This is a genomic window from Pseudomonas silesiensis (genome assembly GCF_001661075.1).
GTDB lineage: Bacteria > Pseudomonadota > Gammaproteobacteria > Pseudomonadales > Pseudomonadaceae > Aquipseudomonas > Aquipseudomonas silesiensis.
The window spans coordinates 5,819,695-5,838,320 of sequence record NZ_CP014870.1 but is presented as its reverse complement, the minus strand read 5'-3'; the positions used below and the strand labels follow the sequence as shown (position 1 = coordinate 5,838,320).

At 62.1% G+C, this 18,626-nt stretch carries 14 protein-coding genes; 8 read left to right on the top strand and 6 right to left on the bottom strand.

Annotation, left to right across the window (positions count from 1 at the left end):
* Positions 1 to 94 precede the first annotated feature (94 nt).
* From recC to recD, 3 genes are read left to right on the top strand one after another with little or no spacing between them, the layout of a single operon-like run.
* The gene (gene recC, locus PMA3_RS25900; RefSeq protein ID WP_064679852.1) at positions 95 to 3,547 is read left to right on the top strand and encodes an exodeoxyribonuclease V subunit gamma; all 3,453 of its coding nucleotides are present in this window, start codon (positions 95 to 97) and stop codon (positions 3,545 to 3,547) included.
* Positions 3,544 to 7,233 (top strand): exodeoxyribonuclease V subunit beta, encoded by a 3,690-nt coding sequence (gene recB / locus PMA3_RS25895; RefSeq protein ID WP_064679851.1) that lies wholly within the window; start codon positions 3,544 to 3,546, stop codon positions 7,231 to 7,233. Before recC ends, recB begins: the two co-directional genes overlap by 4 nt.
* Positions 7,230 to 9,338, top strand: coding sequence for an exodeoxyribonuclease V subunit alpha (recD, locus tag PMA3_RS25890; RefSeq protein ID WP_064679850.1), 2,109 nt, complete (start codon positions 7,230 to 7,232; stop codon positions 9,336 to 9,338). Before recB ends, recD begins: the two co-directional genes overlap by 4 nt.
* Before the next feature lie 30 nt (positions 9,339 to 9,368).
* On the opposite strand, the gene PMA3_RS25885 is transcribed toward recD, so the two are convergent.
* Positions 9,369 to 10,316: a LysR family transcriptional regulator gene (locus PMA3_RS25885; RefSeq protein ID WP_064679849.1), complete on the bottom strand. Its 948-nt coding sequence runs from the start codon at positions 10,314 to 10,316 to the stop codon at positions 9,369 to 9,371.
* 162 nt (positions 10,317 to 10,478) lie between these two features.
* Here PMA3_RS25885 and PMA3_RS25880 point away from each other — a divergent pair, with 162 nt between their 5' ends.
* Together PMA3_RS25880 and mmsB are read left to right on the top strand one after the other, a co-directional pair.
* Positions 10,479 to 12,005, top strand: a complete 1,527-nt coding sequence (locus tag PMA3_RS25880) for a CoA-acylating methylmalonate-semialdehyde dehydrogenase (protein ID WP_064679848.1) — start codon at positions 10,479 to 10,481, stop codon at positions 12,003 to 12,005.
* Between the two features lie 10 nt (positions 12,006 to 12,015).
* Entirely contained in the window at positions 12,016 to 12,903 is an 888-nt protein-coding gene (gene mmsB, locus PMA3_RS25875; RefSeq protein ID WP_064679847.1) for a 3-hydroxyisobutyrate dehydrogenase, read from the top strand.
* A gap of 168 nt (positions 12,904 to 13,071) precedes the next feature.
* Here the strand turns inward: mmsB and PMA3_RS25870 are convergent, their stop codons facing one another.
* From PMA3_RS25870 to PMA3_RS25855, 4 genes are all read right to left on the bottom strand, one after another.
* On the bottom strand, positions 13,072 to 13,416 hold the full coding sequence (locus tag PMA3_RS25870) for a cupin domain-containing protein (RefSeq protein ID WP_007946320.1): 345 nt from the start codon (positions 13,414 to 13,416) through the stop codon (positions 13,072 to 13,074).
* Positions 13,417 to 13,538: 122 nt separating this feature from the next.
* Entirely contained in the window at positions 13,539 to 13,910 is a 372-nt protein-coding gene (locus tag PMA3_RS25865; protein WP_064679846.1) for a MerR family transcriptional regulator, read from the bottom strand.
* Between the two features lie 48 nt (positions 13,911 to 13,958).
* Entirely contained in the window at positions 13,959 to 14,534 is a 576-nt protein-coding gene (locus PMA3_RS25860; protein ID WP_064679845.1) for an NAD(P)H-dependent oxidoreductase, read from the bottom strand.
* A 45-nt stretch (positions 14,535 to 14,579) separates the two neighbouring features.
* Complete coding sequence (locus tag PMA3_RS25855) at positions 14,580 to 15,464, bottom strand: LysR substrate-binding domain-containing protein (protein WP_064679844.1); 885 nt, start codon at positions 15,462 to 15,464, stop codon at positions 14,580 to 14,582.
* Between the two features lie 225 nt (positions 15,465 to 15,689).
* Between PMA3_RS25855 and PMA3_RS25850 the strand changes: the two genes are divergently transcribed.
* Positions 15,690 to 16,454, top strand: a complete 765-nt coding sequence (locus tag PMA3_RS25850; RefSeq protein ID WP_064679843.1) for a sulfite exporter TauE/SafE family protein — start codon at positions 15,690 to 15,692, stop codon at positions 16,452 to 16,454.
* Here PMA3_RS25850 and PMA3_RS25845 read toward each other — a convergent pair.
* Positions 16,444 to 16,758, bottom strand: a complete 315-nt coding sequence (locus tag PMA3_RS25845) for a putative quinol monooxygenase (RefSeq protein WP_064679842.1) — start codon at positions 16,756 to 16,758, stop codon at positions 16,444 to 16,446. The genes PMA3_RS25850 and PMA3_RS25845 overlap by 11 nt on opposite strands.
* Positions 16,759 to 16,918: 160 nt before the next feature.
* Here PMA3_RS25845 and mdaB point away from each other — a divergent pair, with 160 nt between their 5' ends.
* Both mdaB and PMA3_RS25835 read left to right on the top strand, forming a co-directional pair.
* Positions 16,919 to 17,509, top strand: coding sequence for an NADPH:quinone oxidoreductase MdaB (gene mdaB / locus PMA3_RS25840; protein ID WP_064679841.1), 591 nt, complete (start codon positions 16,919 to 16,921; stop codon positions 17,507 to 17,509).
* A 166-nt stretch (positions 17,510 to 17,675) separates the two neighbouring features.
* Positions 17,676 to 18,587 carry a LysR family transcriptional regulator gene (locus PMA3_RS25835; protein WP_064679840.1) on the top strand — a complete coding sequence of 304 codons (912 nt, stop codon included), beginning with the start codon at positions 17,676 to 17,678 and terminating at the stop codon, positions 18,585 to 18,587.
* Positions 18,588 to 18,626: the final 39 nt, after the last annotated feature.

Below are 18,626 nucleotides of genomic sequence, written 5' to 3'. Positions count from 1 at the left end.
AAGCGAAATCCTGTAGGAGCAAGCTCGCTCCTACACACGTCGCCTTCAATGCTAAAGTCCATTCCTCGATTTTGCTTTCCCCAAGGAAGCCTTTATGCCGGATGCGACATCCCTCAGTGCTGGTTTCATGGTGGTTCACGGCAACCGCCTGGATGAGTTGCGCAGCCTTGTAGTCAGCTGGATGCGACGCTACCCGCTGGCGCCCCTGGAAAATGAAATCGCCCTGGTACAGAGCAACGGCATTGCCCAATGGCTGAAGCTGGCACTGGCCGAAGACCCGGAAGATGACGACATGGGTGGCTGTGGCATCGCCGCCGCCATCGACGTGCAGTTACCGGGCAGTTTCATGTGGCAGCTTTATCGCATGGTCCTTGGCCGTGACGAGATTCCGGTCAAATCCCTGCTCGATAAAGCCCCGCTGACCTGGCGCCTGATGCGCCTGCTTCCGCAGTTGATCAACCAACCGCACTTCGAGCCCCTGCAACGCTTCCTGGCCAATGACACCGATCTACGCAAACGCTACCAACTGGCCGAGCGACTGGCGGATCTGTTCGACCAATACCAGGTGTACCGGGCCGACTGGCTCGAAGACTGGGCCGAAGGCCGCCATCAATTACGCAATGGCAGAGGCGAAACCAAACCCCTGACCCCGGCCAACTGCTGGCAGGCAGAATTATGGCGGGCACTGTTGCTGGATGTGGGGGAGCAAGGCATGGCGCAAAGCCGTGCCGGGGTCCACCAGCGGTTCATCGAACGCATCAACAACCTCGAAGTGGCCCCCAGCGGATTGCCTTCCCGGGTGATCGTTTTCGGGATTTCCTCGCTGCCGGCTCAAGCCCTGGAAGCCCTGGCGGGACTGTCTCGTTTCAGTCAGGTCTTGCTGTGCGTACATAACCCTTGTCGTCACCATTGGGCAGACATCGTCGCCGATAAAGACCTGTTGCGGCATCAATACAAGCGGCAGGCACGCAAGAGCGGCATGCCGGTGGTGCTCGATCCGCAAACCCTGCATCAGCATGCCCACCCGCTACTGGCGGCATGGGGCAAGCAGGGGCGGGACTACATCAATCTGCTCGACAGTTATGATGATCCCAACAGCTATCGTTCGGCCTTCCGCGATGGGCGCATTGACCTGTTCAGCGACAGCCAACCGCAGAACATGCTCAACCAACTGCAGGACGACATTCTTGAATTACGTCCCCTGAACGAGACTCGTGAGCGCTGGCCCGCGATCGATCTGGCGAAGGACGAGTCGATCCGTTTTCACATTGCCCACAGCGCTCAGCGCGAAGTGGAAATCCTCCACGATCAATTGCTCGCGCGCTTCAGTGCCAACCCGCAGTTGAGGCCGCGCGACGTGATCGTGATGGTCCCGGATATCGACAGCTACGCCCCGCATATTCGTGCGGTATTTGGCCAGCTTGATCGCCATGACCCGCGCTTCATTCCTTTCACGCTGGCAGACCAGGGCCAACGCGGCCGTGATCCGCTACTGATCGCTGTAGAACACTTGCTCAAACTGCCTGACAGCCGTTTCCCGGTGAGCGAAATCCTCGATCTGCTGGATGTTCCGGCACTGCGCGCACGCTTCGCGGTGGAGGAGCGTGACCTGCCAACCCTGCACCGCTGGATCGAAGGCGCGGGCATTCGCTGGGGCATGAACGCCGAGCAGCGTGCGGGTCTCGGTCTGCCAGCGGAACTGGAGCAGAACAGTTGGCGTTTCGGCCTGCGTCGGATGCTGCTCGGTTATGCCGTGGGCAGCGCCGGTGCCTGCGAGGGCATCGAGCCCTACGATGAAATCGGTGGTCTGGATGCCGCGCTCATCGGGCCGTTGGTCGCGTTGCTGGATGCGCTGGAGATCGCCCACCAGGAACTCTCTCGGCCTGCTCCTCCCAAGCAGTGGGGCGCGCGCTTGCAAGCGCTGGTGCAGTTGTTCTTCCTGGCGAGCAACGAGCATGACGACTACCTGCTGTCCCAGCTCGAAGCGCTGCGTGAAACCTGGCTCGAGACCTGCGAATCAGTTGGCTTGCGCGACGAGTTACCCCTGACCGTCGTCCGTGAAGCCTGGCTGGCCGGGCTGGATCAAGGGCGCTTGTCCCAGCGGTTCCTGGCCGGTGCGGTCAATTTCTGCACCTTGATGCCCATGCGCGCGATCCCGTTCAAGCTGGTCTGCCTGTTGGGCATGAACGACGGCGATTACCCACGGGCGCAACCGCCCCTGGACTTCGACCTGATGGGCAGCGATTACCGCCCCGGCGATCGCTCCCGGCGCGAAGATGACCGCTACCTGCTGCTGGAGGCGCTGCTGTCGGCGCGTGACCAGCTGTATATCAGCTGGGTCGGGCGCAGCATTCGGGACAACAGCGAGCGGCCGGCATCGGTGCTGATTGGCCAGCTGCGCGACCATCTGGCCAGCGGCTGGCGATTGCACGCAGCGGACGAAGACTTGCTTGAGGCCATGACTCAGGAGCACCCGTTGCAACCCTTCAGCGCCCGTTATTTCCATGAAGGCGATGAGCTGTTCAGCTACGCCAACGAATGGCAGGTGCTGCATCAAGCGAGCGAGCCCGAGACCGAGATCGAAGTCCTCGACGCCTACCTTCAGGAAGAGCCACTGAGCCTCGGTCAATTGCAGGATTTCCTGCGCAGTCCTGTCCGACATTTCTTTAGTCAGCGCCTGAAGGTGTTCTTCGAAGCGGCAGACGTACCCTTGGCCGATGAAGAGCCCTTTGTACTCGACGCACTGCAACGCTACAGCCTCAGCGACAGGCTGCTCGACGCGGCGCTGGGACAACCGGAGCACACGGATCAGGCGCTGGAGACGCAGGCCAGGCGTCTGCAGCACAGCGGGTTGCTGCCCATGGCCGGTTTTGGCGAATGCCTGCAGCGAGAATTGATCGAGCCTTTGCCGGATCTGCTGCAGCGCTACCGGCAACTGCTGGCGTTATGGCCTACACCGCTCACCAGCGCGCTGCCGGTGAGTCTGGAATTGCAAGGCCTGCGCCTGGAAGGTTGGCTCAGCGGCCTGCATCAGCGTGCCGACGGTGGTTTGCTGTCAGTCACGACGATCCCCAACAGCATCGGTTCGATCAAGTCGCGCAAATGGCATCGCCTGACGCGGCCATGGGTCAATCACCTGGTGGCCTGCGCCAGTGGCATGGCGCTGACCACGGCGTTGGTGGCCAGTGACGACAGTCTGCTGCTCGCTCCAATGGAGCAGGGTACCGCCTCGCAGATTCTGGGCAACCTGTTGCTGGCCTGGCAGACCGGTATGCGCCAACCGCTGCCGATCGCGGTGAAAACAGCCTTCGCCTGGCTGGGCCAGGCCGATCCGGTCAAGGCCCAGGCCGCTGCGCGCAAGGCCTATGAAGGCGATGGCCTGACCACCGATGGCGAGCGCCGTGAAAGCCCGGCGCTGGCTCGTCAGTTCGCCGACTACGACGTGCTGATGGCCGACGAGACGTTCCCCGATTGGTGCGACGCCTTGTATCGGCCACTGCTTGAAGCGCCCTGGCGTTCACTGACCGCCGAGGAAGCGCGCTCATGACCACGAAAACACCGCTGGCCCTGGCCTTCCCGCTGCGTGGCAGCCAACTGATCGAAGCCAGCGCCGGGACCGGCAAGACCTTCACCATTTCCGCCCTCTACCTGCGCCTGGTCCTGGGCCACGGTGGCGAACCGAGCGGGTTCGGACGAGAGCTGTTACCCCCGCAAATCCTCGTCGTGACCTTCACCGATGCGGCCACCAAAGAATTGCGCGAACGTATTCGCACGCGTCTGGCCGAGGCTGCGAGGTTCTTCCGCGAGGAAACCCCGGCACCGGACGCGCTGATTGCCGAGCTGCGCGATCAGTACCTGCCCGAGCAGTGGTCCGGCTGCGCAAACCGCCTGGATATCGCCGCCCAGTGGATGGACGAAGCCGCCGTTTCGACCATCCACAGTTGGTGCCAGCGCATGTTGCGCGAACACGCGTTCGACAGTGGCAGCCTGTTCACCCAGACCCTGGAAACCGATCACAGCGATTTGCTCGGTGAGGTCCTGCGCGATTACTGGCGAATGTTCTGCTACCCGATGCAAGGCGATGCGCTGAATTGGGTTCGCAGCAACTGGGGCGGCCCGGCGGCCTTGTTGCCGCGAGTACGTGGGCTGTTTGCCAGCGAGCGCGACAATGTCGCGGGTAAAGCGCCCGCCGAGCTGATCGCGCAATGCCTGGTGGAACGACGGGCCGCCTTGCTCGAACTCAAGATGCCCTGGCGCCAGTGGGCGGATGAGCTGCTTGCTCTGTGTCACCAAGGTGTTGCGAGCAAGAGCGTCGACGGGCGCAAGATGCAGGCGCGTTACTTCGAACCCTGGTTCGAAAAAATAAAAGCCTGGGCCGAAGACGAATCCCTCGAACAACTGGATATCGGCACCGGCTTCATGCGCCTGACGCCCGATGGCATGGCTGAAGCCTGGAAGGGTGAGGCGCCCCGTCATCCCGGCCTGGAGGCGATGCCCGGCCTCAAGCTCAGCCTCGATGGATTGCCGACGCCCGATGCGGCGGTCCTGCAACATGCGGCCCAATGGGTGGGTGCGCGGTTCGAAGAAGAGAAACGCCGGCGCGCGGAGATGGGCTTCGATGACATGCTGCTGCGCCTCGATGCCGCCTTGCAAGCCGAGGGCGGCGAGCGCCTGGCCACCTTGATCCGCGAGCAGTTTCCGGTGGCGCTGATCGACGAATTCCAGGACACCGACCCGGTGCAATACCGGATCTTCGAAAGCATCTATCGCATTGAAGACAACAACCCCGAAAGCGGCCTGTTCCTGATCGGCGACCCGAAGCAGGCGATCTATGCCTTCCGTGGTGCCGACATCTATACCTACTTGCGCGCCCGCCAGGCCACCGCTGGCCGCCTGCATACCCTGGGCACCAACTTCCGCTCCAGCCATGGCATGGTCAGTGCGGTGAACCATGTGTTCGAGCGTGCCGAGTCGCGCGAGGCCGGGCGGGGCGCTTTCCTGTTTCGTGAACAGAACGGCGAGAACCCGGTGCCGTTCCTGCCCGTCGCCTCCCAGGGCCGCAAAGAAGTGCTGCACATTGAAGGCCGGGCTGTCCCCGCTCTGAATGTCTGGCACCTGTCTGCCGAACAGCCCCTCTCCGGCGTGGTGTACCGGCAACAACTGGCCGCCGCGTGCGCCAGTGAAATCACGGCGTTGCTCAACGGCGGGCAACAAGGGCGCGCCGGCTTCATCCAGGACGGCAAAGACTTTCGGGGCCTGTTGCCGGCGGATATCGCGATCCTGGTGCGCGACGGCAAGGAAGCCCAGGCCGTGCGCGCCGAACTCTCGGCCCGGGGCGTGCGCAGCGTTTACCTGTCGGACAAGGATTCGGTGTTCGCCGCCCAGGAAGCCCACGATGTATTGACCTGGCTCAAGGCGTGCGCCGAGCCGGATGTCGAGCGTCCACTGCGGGCGGCGCTGGCGTGCATCACGCTGAACCTGTCGCTGGCTGAACTTGAGCGGTTGAATCAGGACGAACTGGCCTGGGAAGCCCGGGTCATGCAGTTCCGCGGTTATCGCGAGCTGTGGCGCAAGCAGGGCGTATTGCCCATGCTGCGGCGCTTGCTGCATGACTTCCGCTTGCCCCAGGCACTGATCGCGCGCAGCGATGGCGAGCGCGTGTTGACCAACCTGCTGCACCTGTCCGAGTTGCTGCAACAGGCCGCTGCCGAACTTGATGGCGAGCAGGCGCTGATCCGGCATCTGTCCGAGCACCTGGCGTTGTCCGGGCAGGCGGGCGAAGAGCAGATTTTGCGCCTGGAGAGCGATGAGCAATTGGTCAAGGTGGTGACCATTCACAAGTCCAAGGGACTTGAGTACCCCTTGGTGTTCCTGCCGTTCATTTGTTCGGCGAAGCCGGTGGATGGCAGCCGTCTGCCATTGCATTACCACGACGCCAGCGGCAAGGCCCAAGTGACCTTGAAGCCGACGGCCGAGTTGATTGCCCTGGCCGATGACGAGCGCCTGGCCGAGGATCTGCGGCTGCTCTATGTGGCCCTGACCCGGGCGCAACATGCTTGCTGGCTCGGGGTGACCGACCTCAAGCGCGGCAATAACCACAGCTCGGTGCTGCACCTGTCGGCCTTGGGTTATCTGCTGGGGGGCGGGGCGCCATTGGCTGAGTCGGCCGGGTTGAAGCGTTGGCTGCAAGACCTGCAGCAGGATTGCCCGGCATTGAGCTTCGGTGACATGCCTGAAGCGAGCGCCGAGCATTACCATCCGCCACACAACGAAGCGGCACTGCTCGCTGCGCGGATCCCCCGGCGCAAGGCCAGTGAAAACTGGTGGATCGCTTCTTACAGTGCCTTGCGCATTGGCGAGAGACTGAGCGAGGGCAGTGACGAAGCTCCCGAAAGTCCTCAAGCGCAAAAACTCTTCGACGACGAACGCCTCGATCCGCATGCACCGCGAGACGTGGTGGCCGGCGGCGCGGACATCCATCGATTCCCCCGTGGCCCAGGCCCCGGTACGTTTCTGCATGGCTTGCTGGAGTGGGCCGGCGACGAAAGTTTTGCCGCCACGCCGCAAGCGGTGGAAGACGCCATTGCCCGGCGCTGTAACCGGCGCGGCTGGGAAGGCTGGATCACTGCCCTGAGTGACTGGCTGCAGCATCTGCTCAAATCGCCGCTGCCTGTCGGTGCCGGACAGTCGCCGGTGGTTCTCGGCCAACTGAGCCAATACCGCGTCGAGATGGAATTCTGGTTCGCCAGCCACAAGGTCGATGTGCTCAAGCTCGATGAACTCGTGCGCCAATACACCCACAACGGCGCGGCGCGGGTGGCGGCCGAACCGGTAATGCTCAACGGCATGTTCAAGGGCTTCATCGACCTGACATTCGAGCACGACGGCCGTTACTACGTCGCCGACTACAAATCCAACTGGCTGGGTGTCGATGACACGGCCTACACCGGGCAGGCCATGGAGCAGTCGATCCTCGACAACCGTTACGACCTGCAATACGTGCTGTACCTGCTGGCCCTGCACCGTCAGCTCAAGGCGCGGCTTGCCGATTACGATTACGACCGGCATGTCGGCGGTGCGCTGTACCTGTTCCTGCGGGGAACGCGCGCACCCAGCCAGGGCGTGTACTTCACCCGTCCGCCAAAAGAACTGATCGAGCGCCTGGACCGGATGTTCCAGGGCAAGCCAGAGCCCAAGGCAGAAGCGGCCTGGGTACAGGGAGAATTGCTATGAGTCGCACCTTCGCCGATTTGCTGCCCACGCCATTGGCCGCCGACAGCCTGGCGGACCTTGCCCCCTTGAGTCGCGCCGATGACCTGTTGCTGTTGCTCACGCGCTGGGTCGAGCGCGGCTGGTTGCGGGCGCTGGACAAGGCCTTCGTCGCCTTTCTGCATGAACTCGCGCCCGATGATGATCCCCTGGTGCTGCTGGCCGCGGCACTGACCAGCCACCAGCTGGGCCACGGGCATGTCTGCCTGGATCTGTTCGAGACCCTCAAAGAGCCGGACTTCGCCCTGTCGTTGCCGCCCGAAGGGGATCTGCACAGTGACGCGATGGTGTTGCCGTCGCAATTGCTCCAGGCGCTGGACGGCGCTCACTGGTGCAAGGTGCTGGCCGCCTCCAATCTGGTCGCGTTGGCAGTCGACTGTCGTGAAGCAGCGCAGCAGCGGCCATTGGTGCTATCGGGCAAACGCCTGTACTTGCGTCGCTACTGGGCTTACGAACGGCGTATCGATCACTCGCTGCGACAACGCCTGGCGGAACACGAAACCACCCCGGAAGACTTGTCCCAACGCCTGACCGGCCTGTTCGGCCCCGCCCGGCCCGGCGAAGTGATCGACTGGCAGAAACTCGCCTGCGCCCTGGCGACCCGCAGTGCCTTCAGCATTGTCACCGGTGGCCCGGGCACCGGCAAAACCACGACCGTCGTGCGCTTGCTGGCCCTGCTGCAGGCGCCGGCGGTGGAGGCAGGCAAACCCTTGCGCATCCGTCTCGCCGCCCCCACCGGCAAAGCCGCCGCGCGGCTGACCGAGTCCATCAGTGCCCAGGTTCGCACCCTGGAAGTCGCCGAAACGATACGGGACAAAATTCCCTCGGACGTCACCACCGTGCACCGCCTGCTCGGCAGCCGTCCCGGTACCCGCCATTTCCGGCATCACGCGGGCAATCGCCTGCCGCTGGATGTGCTGGTGGTGGACGAAGCCTCGATGATCGACCTGGAAATGATGGCCAACCTGCTCGACGCGATGCCGGCCCATGCCCGACTGGTGCTGCTGGGGGACAAGGACCAGCTGGCGTCGGTGGAGGCCGGTGCCGTGCTCGGTGATCTGTGCCGCGATGCCGAGGCCGGTTGGTACAGCCCGCAGACCCGGCAGTGGCTGGAGTCGGTCAGTGGCGAACGTCTGGACGCCAGCGGTTTGCACGAAGACATCGAAGGAACTCATCCACTCGCCCAGCAAGTGGTGATGCTGCGCCACTCACGGCGGTTCGGTGAGGGCAGCGGCATTGGACAACTGGCGCGTTGGGTCAACCAGCAGCACCCTGAGCAAGCGCGCAAGCTCCTTGCAATGCGCAGTCACGACGACGTGTTTAGCCTGTCGCTCAAGGGGGAGCAGGATCGAGCGCTGGAACGCCTGCTGCTCGAGGGGCATGGCGACGGGCCGCAAGGGTATCGGCATTACCTGACCTTGCTGCGCAGCCAGCGGCCAGCGCTCGACCGACCGCTGCATGATCAATCCTGGGTCGACTGGGCGCGTGGCGTGCTGCAAGCCTTCGACGCGTTCCAGTTGTTGTGCGCCGTGCGCAAGGGACCCTGGGGCGTGGAGGGCTTGAATCAACGGGTCACCGCCGCACTGCTCAAGGCGCGGCTGATTGACAGTGACCACCAATGGTACGAAGGCCGCCCGGTGCTCATGACCCGTAACGACTATGGCCTGGGCCTGATGAACGGCGATATCGGCATCGCGCTCAAGTTGCCGGAACGTGATGGTCCCGACGCCGGGAAGCACGTGCTGCGTGTGGCGTTCCCGCGCAATGACGGACAGGGCGGCGTGCGCTTTGTTTTGCCGAGCCGGCTCAATGATGTCGAAACCGTGTACGCCATGACCGTGCACAAGTCCCAGGGTTCTGAGTTTGCCCATACGGCGTTGATCCTGCCGGACGCCCTCAACCCGGTCCTCACTAAAGAGCTGATCTATACCGGCATTACCCGGGCCAAGCACTGGTTCACCTTGATCGAACCGCGCGCCGGGGTATTCGAAGAAGCGGTGCGGCGCAAGGTCAAGCGCTTGAGCGGGTTGATGCTGGAGCTGGAAGAGCCGCCCTTGGCGGGTGATTGAAAGGGAGCGGGGACACGGTGCGAACGCCGACTAATCGGCAAACAACATGTCCCGGCTCTCTCCCATCAACAGGCCCTGATTCTGCTCAGTCACCGCGCGGATGTAATCCCACAACAGGGTAATCCGCTTGAGCTTGCGCAGGTCCTCGCGGCAGTACATCCAGAACTGTCGGGTAATGGTGATCTCTTGCGGCAACACCGCCAGCAAGCGCGAATCCTGGGCGGCCAGGAAGCACGGCAGAATCGCCAGCGACCGTCCTTGCTGTGCCGCGACGAATTGCGCGATCACGCTGGTGCTGCGCAGGTTGGCGCTGGCGCCCGGCAGCACGTTGGCCAGGTACAACAGCTCCGAGCTGAACGCCAGATCGTCGACATAACTGATGAACGAATGTTTACCCAGGTCTGCCGGGCGGCGGATCGGCGGGTGCTTGTCCAGATAGTCCTGGGTCGCATAGAGCTGCAATCGGTAGTCGCAGAGCTTGCAGCAGACATACGGACCGTGCTCCGGTCGCTCCAGGGCGATAACGATGTCGGCCTCGCGCTTGGACAGGCTGATGAAGTGCGGCAGCGGCAGGATGTCGACCGAGATCGCCGGGTAGGCGTCGACGAAATGGCTAAGCTGCGGGGTGATGAAAAAGCTGCCGAAACCTTCGGTGCAGCCCATGCGCACATGGCCGGATAACGCTACGCCAGACCCGGAGACCTGCTCGCAGGCCATGTGCAGGGTGCTTTCGATCGACTCGGCATACCCGAGCAGGCGCTGACCTTCGGCGGTCAGGACGAAGCCGCTGGTCCGGGATTTTTCGAACAGCAGTGTGCCCAGCGCCGCTTCCAGCGAACTGATGCGCCGCGACACGGTGGTGTAGTCCACCGCCAGGCGCTTGGCCGCAGTGCTGGCCTTGCGCGTGCGGGCGACTTCGAGAAAAAACTTGAGGTCATCCCAGTTCAGCGAACCTAAGGACGTGATGTTTTTTTGCATGATGGACCGGCTTTTATGTGCGTTCTTATTAGAAGTTTGCACATCTATACTCCAAAAACAGTCCGACAACCAATTCGCGACACATGTCTTATCGCAAGGCGGTTTTTTCGCCTTGGCTCCCCCGATACTTCTCTAGATAACAACAACGTCCAGGAGACCAGCATGAACGCATCGCTCACGCCAAACGACACTACCGTTCAAAAGGTCAAGCTGTTGATCGACGGCGAGTGGGTCGAGTCCCAGACCACCGAATGGCACGACATCATCAACCCGGCCACCCAGCAAGTGCTGGCCAAGGTTCCGTTCGCCACCGCGCAGGAAGTGGACGCCGCGATCAGCGCCGCCCACCGCGCCTTCCAGACCTGGAAGCTGACGCCGATCGGCGCGCGGATGCGCATCATGCTCAAGCTCCAGGCCCTGATTCGCGAGCACTCCAAGCGCATCGCCGTGGTGCTCAGCAACGAACAGGGCAAAACCATCGCCGACGCTGAAGGCGATATCTTCCGTGGCCTGGAAGTGGTCGAGCACGCCTGCTCCATCGGCAGCCTGCAAATGGGCGAATTCGCCGAGAACGTCGCCGGCGGCGTCGATACCTACACCCTGCGCCAGCCGATCGGCGTGTGCGCCGGCATCACCCCGTTCAACTTCCCGGCGATGATTCCGTTGTGGATGTTCCCGATGGCCATCGCCTGCGGCAACACCTTCGTTCTCAAGCCGTCCGAACAGGACCCGATGTCGACCATGCTGCTGGTGGAGCTGGCGATCGAAGCCGGCGTGCCGGCGGGCGTGCTCAACGTCGTTCATGGCGGTAAAGACGTGGTGGATGCGCTCTGCACCCATAAAGACATCAAGGCAGTGTCCTTCGTTGGTTCGACTGCCGTCGGTACTCACGTCTACGACCTGGCCGGCAAACACGGCAAGCGCGTGCAATCGATGATGGGCGCGAAGAACCACGCTGTTGTGCTGCCGGATGCCAACCGCGAACAAGCGCTCAATGCACTGGTCGGTGCCGGTTTCGGTGCGGCCGGGCAACGCTGCATGGCCACATCCGTCGTGGTGCTGGTGGGCGCGGCCAAGCAATGGCTGCCAGACCTGAAGGCGCTGGCGCAGAAACTCAAAGTGAATGCGGGCAGTGAGCCGGGCACTGATGTTGGTCCAGTGATTTCCAAAAAGGCCAAGGCGCGGATTCTGGATTTGATCGAGAGCGGCATCAAGGAAGGCGCCAAGCTGGAACTGGACGGTCGTGAGATTACAGTTCCCGGCTTCGAGAAAGGCAACTTTGTCGGCCCGACCCTGTTCTCCGGCGTGACGCCCGAGATGCAGATCTACACCCAGGAAATCTTCGGCCCGGTACTGGTGGTACTGGAAGTCGATACCCTCGACGAGGCCATCGCGCTGGTCAACGCCAACCCGTTCGGCAACGGCACGGGGTTGTTCACCCAGAGCGGTGCGGCGGCGCGTAAATTCCAGAGCGAAATCGACGTCGGCCAGGTCGGCATCAACATCCCGATTCCGGTGCCGGTGCCGTTCTTCAGCTTCACCGGTTCCCGTGGTTCCAAACTCGGCGACCTCGGCCCGTATGGCAAGCAAGTGGTGCAGTTCTACACTCAAACCAAGACTGTCACCAGTCGCTGGTTCGATGACAACAGCGTCAATGACGGTGTGAACACCACCATCAACTTGCGTTAAGGAGCCGGACATGAAAATCGCTTTTATCGGTCTCGGCAACATGGGTGCGCCAATGGCGCGCAACCTGATCAAGGCTGGCCATTCGCTGCGCTTGGTCGACCTGAACAAAACCGTACTGGCGGAGCTGGAGCAACTGGGCGGCAGCATCAGCGCTTCGGCCCGTGAAGCGGCTCAAGACGCCGAACTGGTGATCACCATGCTGCCTGCCGCGGTGCATGTGCGCAGCGTCTGGCTGGGTGAAGACGGCGTGCTGGCGGGTATCGGCAAGGGCGTGCCGGCCGTGGATTGCAGCACCATCGATCCGCAGACTGTCCGTGATGTGGCCGCGGCCGCCGCCAAACAAGGCGTGGCCATGGCCGATGCGCCGGTTTCCGGCGGTACCGGCGGTGCAGCGGCGGGGACCCTGACCTTCATGGTGGGTGCCACCCCGGAACTGTTCGCCACCCTGCAACCGGTGCTGGCGCAGATGGGCCGCAACATCGTCCGTTGCGGCGAAGTCGGCACCGGGCAAATCGCCAAGATCTGCAACAACCTGCTGCTGGGGATTTCCATGGTCGGCGTCAGCGAAGCCATGGCCCTGGGCGAAGCCCTAGGGATCGACAGCACCGTGCTGGCGGGCGTCATCAACAGTTCCACCGGACGTTGCTGGAGTTCGGAGATGTACAACCCGTGGCCGGGCATTGTCGAAACGGCGCCGGCCTCGCGCGGCTATACCGGCGGTTTCGGTGCCGAGTTGATGCTCAAGGATCTGGGGCTGGCCACGGAAGCGGCGCGTCAGGCCCACCAACCGGTGGTGCTGGGCGCGGTGGCGCAGCAGTTGTATCAGGCGATGAGTCAACGTGGGGAAGGAGGGAAGGACTTCTCGGCGATCATCAACAGCTATCGCAAACCACTGTAAAACCTGTGTAAACCCTGTGGGAGCGAGCTTGCTCGCGATGGGGCCGGAACATTCACACTGATGTGACTGATCCACCGCCATCGCGAGCAAGCTCGCTCCCACTGGGATTGTATGTACCCAAGGACATTTACCGGGAAATCACGTCGGGTGATCTCCCGGTTTTTTACATCAGGCAAACACGAAATACTTGCGCACGGTCTCAACCACTTCCCACGTGCCTTTCATGCCCGGCTCGATGACGAAAATATCACCGGCGCGCAGATGGATCGGCTCCTTGCCCTCTGGGGTGATGATGCAGTACCCCTCGCGGAAATCGCAGTATTCCCACTTCACGTATTCCACATACCACTTGCCCGGCGTGCAGATCCAGGTGCCCATGATCTTGCTGCCGTCTTCGCTGGTGTAGGCGTTGAGGTTGACGGTGTGCGGGTCGCCTTCGAGTTTTTCCCATTTGCAGGCGTCGAGTACCGGCAGCGGGTGAGTGTCGCGAAGAACGGTAATAGGTGCGGTCATGTGGACTCCGGGCCTTGAGCTATTGAAGTAGCGTTCGAGAACTGAAGACGCACCCTATAGCGTCGGCTCGCCGGTCAGTTGTCTGGGGTCGACATCGAACTGCCCAGAAACGCGCCATACCCTCAAAGACTCTCCAGCGGGCAATTGATCCGGGCTTGCAGGAGACTGCCCTCGAACTCGACCAATTGCGCGTGCTGGTGCGCGAGCGTGGCCATCCGCTCGCTTATTTCGCGCTTCTTGGCCTCGATGGCCTGCTGCGCCAGTGCCCAGGGCATGGCCTGGCCTTGATGCCCGGCAAAGATCGCCTGCAACTCCTTGAGCCGGAACCCCAGCTGCTGAGCGCACTTGATGAAGATCAGCAGATCGACGCTTTGCTGATCATAGAGGCGGTATTTTCCCAGTCGCCGGGCAACCGGCAGCAAGCCGATCGATTCGTAATGGCGGATGCTCTTGATCGTGGTTCCGGAGCGTTGCGCGGCTTGGCCGATGTACATGAAAAGTCCCTTTTTGCCGTGGTACAGCCCGGCGCATTATCGGCAGACTCAGCGGCTGGCGATAGCCTGGGCTTGCAACAGCCAGGCTTCACGCTGTCGTTGGCTTGCGCCGAGAATCGGGCCGAACGTGAGCGTGCGTTGTGGCTCGATGCCGCAGAAGGCGAGGGTGGTTTTACGTATCTGGTGCAATCCGGGCATGCGATAGACCCAGCGGTAGTACCAGGGTGGTGTGTCCATGGTCACCAGCAGATGCGCACTGCGACCGTGCAGTAACTTCTCGGGAAAGGCTTTGCCTTCGCGATACTTGAAGGCGAAACCGGGCAGGAACACTCGATCGAAAAAGCCTTTGAGCAAGGCCGGCACTCCACCCCACCAGATCGGATAAATCAACGCCAGATGTTCGGACCACAGGATGTCCGCCTGGGCGCGAAGCAAGTCGGCTTCCAGTGGCTGAACCTGCTGATAGCCTTCACGCAGCACCGGATCAAAGTCCATGCGGCCCAGAAATAATTGACGCACCTCGTGCCCGGCGTGCAACGCCGCTTGTGTGTAACGCTCGGCGAGCGCAGCACAGAAGCTGTTGCTCGACGGATGACCGAGAATCACCAGAATTCGCTTGCCCATCGTCTCTGTCCTGGAAGCGCAAATGCCAAGGGTAAAGTCTGCCCCTCAGGGGAGAGTCAAGGCGTGCAGCAAGGCCTTGGCATAAGCGGGCAACGTTGTGAAGTCCCGGGCGCATAGCAGGAGTTTGCGCTGGGCCCAGGGTTCTTGCAGGGCCAGGCTCTTGAAGGAGGTTTCGCCGGGCCAGCGTTCGACCGCCGCCAGGGGCACGATGGCCAACCCCGCGCCACGGGCGACCATGCGCATCACCCCGTCGAAGCCGTCGGCGCGAATCCGGATCAGCAGCCGTGAGCCTGCGTGCAGTGCCTGTTCTTCAAGGTATACCGCCAAGGCGCTGTTGGCATTCAGGCCGACGTAGTCGTGGTGCAATGTGTTGGTGAAGCTCACGGATCCGGCGTCCGCCAAGGGGTGATCGCGCGGCATGATCAGCACCAGCGGATCGTCGCGAAACGGGCGGGTCTGCAAGTGTTCGGTGTCCACGGCGTCGGACACGATACCGAGGTCTGCCGCACCCTGGCGCAAGGCGTGGGTGATGCGGGTGCTGGGCAGTTCTTGCAGGTCGATGTCGAGGTTTGGGTTGCCGCGCAGAAAGTCTGCGAGCAGCTCTGGCAGGTACTCGGTGATCGCCGTGGTGTTGCACAACAGCCGAACCTGGCCCTTGACGCCTTTGGCGTAGTCGGCCAGGTCCTGCTGCATGCGTTCGGCTTGTTGCAGCAGGACGCGAGCATGTTGCGCCAAGGCCTTGCCGACGGGAGTGGGGGTGACGCCGCGACGACCGCGTTCCAGGAAATCGATGCCGAGTGAGGATTCCATGGCGCGGATGCGCGCGCTGGCTGCGGCGAGGGACAGATGACTGCGGGCAGCGCCGGCGGTGATGTTGCCGCTGTCGAGGATGTTCAGGTAGAGGCGCAGGTCGGTGAAGTCGAAGTGCATGGGTACGGCCTTTGGATGTTGTTGTCTGGGCGGGCGCCATCGCGGGCAAGCCTCGCTCCTACAGGTACGCGGTCACCCGGATGAACATCACAATCCCTGTAGGAGCGAGGCTTGCCCGCGAAAACGTCAGTAGCCCCAGCGAAACCTTCAGCCTCTACCACATCAAGAGGCACCCTCAGTATATGACAGATTTTCAGGCGCCCAATCCAGGCTCAGGATAAGCCCATGAATACACTCGCAACCTTCTACCAGAACCTCGGCCTGACCCTTTCCCTGCTGGTCATCGCCACCTTCCTGCTGGCCGGCATGATCAAGGGCGTCATCGGCCTCGGCCTGCCCACCATCGCCATGGGCCTGCTCGGTCTGGCTATGGCGCCGTCGCAGGCTGCCGCATTGTTGATCATCCCCGCGACCCTCACCAACTTCTGGCAATTGGCCTTCGGCGGGCATTTACCGGGGTTGGTCAAAAGGCTGTGGCCAATGCTGCTGGCGATCTTCATCGGCACCGCTGCCGGTACGGTGTGGATCGGCATGGCGAATGGTCACTGGGTCGTGCGGGGATTGGGAGCGGCGTTGTTGCTCTACGCGTTGAGCGGTCTGTTTCTGCCGTCCTTGCGCGTCAGCGGTAGCAGCGAACGCTGGCTCGCTCCGCTTTGCGGCCTGGTGACGGGGGTTATCACCTCGGCCACCGGGGTCTTCGTGATTCCGGCGGTACCGTATCTGCAAGCGCTGGGCTTGAGCAAGGATGAACTGGTGCAGGCCCTGGGCCTGTCATTCACCGTCTCGACCCTGGCACTGGCCGCGGGCCTGGCATGGCGCGGCGCCCTCGGCGGTGGCGAGTTGAGTGCGTCGTTGCTGGCGCTGATCCCGGCGATGCTCGGGATGTTGCTTGGGCAATGGCTGCGCCAGCGAATCAGCGCCGTGCTGTTCAAGCGCGTGTTCTTCATTGGCCTTGGCGTGCTCGGCGGCCACTTGCTGATCAGCGGGTAGCGGACGACGGGCTGAGCATGTCGATGGCGCGGATATCGAAATCCCGCTCCAGGTACTCCATGCGTTGCTCGAGAAACTGCTTCATGTGTGGCAGGTTCGAGTGCACGTCCAGGTGGGCCTGGGACTGCCAGATCTCGTAGAAGATAAACAGCGTCGGGTCCTGTTTGTCGCGCAGCATGTGGTATTCGATGCAGCCGGGCTCGGCGCGACTCGCTTGCACATAGCCGCTGAAAAGCGCTTCGAAGGCAGCGGATTTTCCCGGGCGGGTTTTGGCATGCAGGATGAAGCCTTGGATTTCACTCATCAGAAATGTCTTCAAGTTAAGAATTCGCAGTAGTTTATGGCAACAATCCCCTGTTGATTCGTGCGCGTTGGTCAAATGATATTTGCGAATTCAGTGCTTATTCCGCGTGAGGCAGATCGATACGCTGCCGCCATCGAATTCCAACCTTCCGAGACCTTCCATGAAAAAAGTTCTGTTGCTCAATGGCGGCAAAAAATTTGCCCACTCCGATGGCCGCTACAACGCCACCCTGCATGACGCCGCGCTGAGTGTGCTGGATCGCGGCGGCGTGGATGTGAAAGCCACCTTCATCGACGAGGGCTACGACGTCGCCGAAGAAGTCGCCAAATTCCTCTGGGCCGACGTGATCATTTACCAGATGCCCGGCTGGTGGATGGGCGCACCCTGGACCGTGAAAAAGTATATCGACGAAGTCTTCACCGAAGGCCATGGCAGCCTCTACGCCAGCGACGGCCGCACTCGTTCCGACGCCTCGCAGAAGTACGGCAGCGGCGGTCTGCTGCAGGGTAAGCAGTACATGCTGTCGCTGACCTGGAACGCGCCGCAGCAAGCGTTCGATGACCCGACCGACTTCTTCGAAGCCAAGGGTGTGGACGCGGTGTACTTTCCGTTCCACAAGGCCAATACCTTCCTCGGCATGACCGGCTTGCCGACGTTCCTGTGCGTTGATGTGATGAAGCGCCCGAATGTCGAAGCCGACGTAGCGCGTTACGAGCAGCATTTGGCTGAGGTGTTTGGTCTGCCTGCCTGAATTTTTCCGGCTAGTATCCGTCGCAACGGCGGGAAAGATCGCGGCCTGCGGTAGCTCCTACAGATGGCGTACACCCAGGATTCGGGGAGGCGCAATTCTTGTAGGCGCTGCCGAAGGCTGCGATCTTGGCGATTCATGTCACGCCCATTCGTCAAAGAGGACACACGTGAAAGCCAGATCCGATGAATTGCAGATTTTCGTCTGCGTGATTGAGTGCGGGTCGATTTCCGCTGCGGCCGAGCAGGTGGGGCAAACGCCATCGGCGGTCAGTCGTACGCTGTCGCGGCTGGAGGCCAAGCTCGATACCACCCTGATCAACCGCACCACGCGGCGCATGGACCTGACCGAGGAGGGCAAGTACTTCTTCGAGCACGCCAAGCTGATTCTCGATCAGATGGACGAACTGGAAGAGCGCCTGACCTCACGCCAGCAAACCCCGTCCGGGCGCCTGCGGATCAACGCGGCCTCGCCGTTCATGCTGCACGCCATCGTGCCGTATATCGATGAGTTCCGCCGTCTCTATCCGGACATCCAGCTGGAACTCAACAGCAACGACCTGATCATCGACCTGCTCGAGCAAAGCACCGACATCGCCATCCGTATCGGCACGCTGGCCGACTCGACCTTGCACGCCCGCTCCCTGGGCTGCAGCCCGCTGCACATCGTCGCCAGCCCGGCGTACCTGGAAAAACACGGCGTACCGGTTGAGGTGGCGGATTTATCCGGGCACACGCTGCTGGGCTTTACCCAGAACGAAGGCTTGAATCAATGGCCGCTGCGTTATGTGCATGGTGATCGCTGGCCGATCGAGGCGTCGATCAGCGCCTCGAGCGGCGAGACCATCCGGCACCTGGCACTGGCAGGCCAGGGCATCGCCAGCCTGTCCCATTACATGACGATCGAGGACATCCGCGCCGGGCGTCTGCAGGTGCTGCTGGCGGAGTTCAACAGCGGCTATCGTCAGCCGATCAACGCGGTGTACTACCGTAACTCGCAGCTGGCCCTGCGCATCCAGTGCTTCCTGGACTTCATCCAGGGTAAATTGGCGGATTACGCGATAGCGGACTTCTCGGGCTGATTCGTGATCCCTGCGCAAGAGTGAATTGGGCTGCGCCGC

Coding starts and splice junctions, on each gene's coding strand:
- PMA3_RS25850 (WP_064679843.1), top strand. CDS start 15,690: ATGAATACACTCGCAACCTTCTACCAGAACCTCGGCCTGACCCTTTCC.
- mdaB (WP_064679841.1), top strand. CDS start 16,919: ATGAAAAAAGTTCTGTTGCTCAATGGCGGCAAAAAATTTGCCCACTCC.
- PMA3_RS25880 (WP_064679848.1), top strand. CDS start 10,479: ATGAACGCATCGCTCACGCCAAACGACACTACCGTTCAAAAGGTCAAG.
- PMA3_RS25845 (WP_064679842.1), bottom strand. CDS start 16,758: ATGAGTGAAATCCAAGGCTTCATCCTGCATGCCAAAACCCGCCCGGGA.
- PMA3_RS25865 (WP_064679846.1), bottom strand. CDS start 13,910: ATGTACATCGGCCAAGCCGCGCAACGCTCCGGAACCACGATCAAGAGC.
- PMA3_RS25885 (WP_064679849.1), bottom strand. CDS start 10,316: ATGCAAAAAAACATCACGTCCTTAGGTTCGCTGAACTGGGATGACCTC.
- PMA3_RS25860 (WP_064679845.1), bottom strand. CDS start 14,534: ATGGGCAAGCGAATTCTGGTGATTCTCGGTCATCCGTCGAGCAACAGC.
- PMA3_RS25855 (WP_064679844.1), bottom strand. CDS start 15,464: ATGCACTTCGACTTCACCGACCTGCGCCTCTACCTGAACATCCTCGAC.
- PMA3_RS25870 (WP_007946320.1), bottom strand. CDS start 13,416: ATGACCGCACCTATTACCGTTCTTCGCGACACTCACCCGCTGCCGGTA.
- recC (WP_064679852.1), top strand. CDS start 95: ATGCCGGATGCGACATCCCTCAGTGCTGGTTTCATGGTGGTTCACGGC.
- recD (WP_064679850.1), top strand. CDS start 7,230: ATGAGTCGCACCTTCGCCGATTTGCTGCCCACGCCATTGGCCGCCGAC.
- recB (WP_064679851.1), top strand. CDS start 3,544: ATGACCACGAAAACACCGCTGGCCCTGGCCTTCCCGCTGCGTGGCAGC.
- mmsB (WP_064679847.1), top strand. CDS start 12,016: ATGAAAATCGCTTTTATCGGTCTCGGCAACATGGGTGCGCCAATGGCG.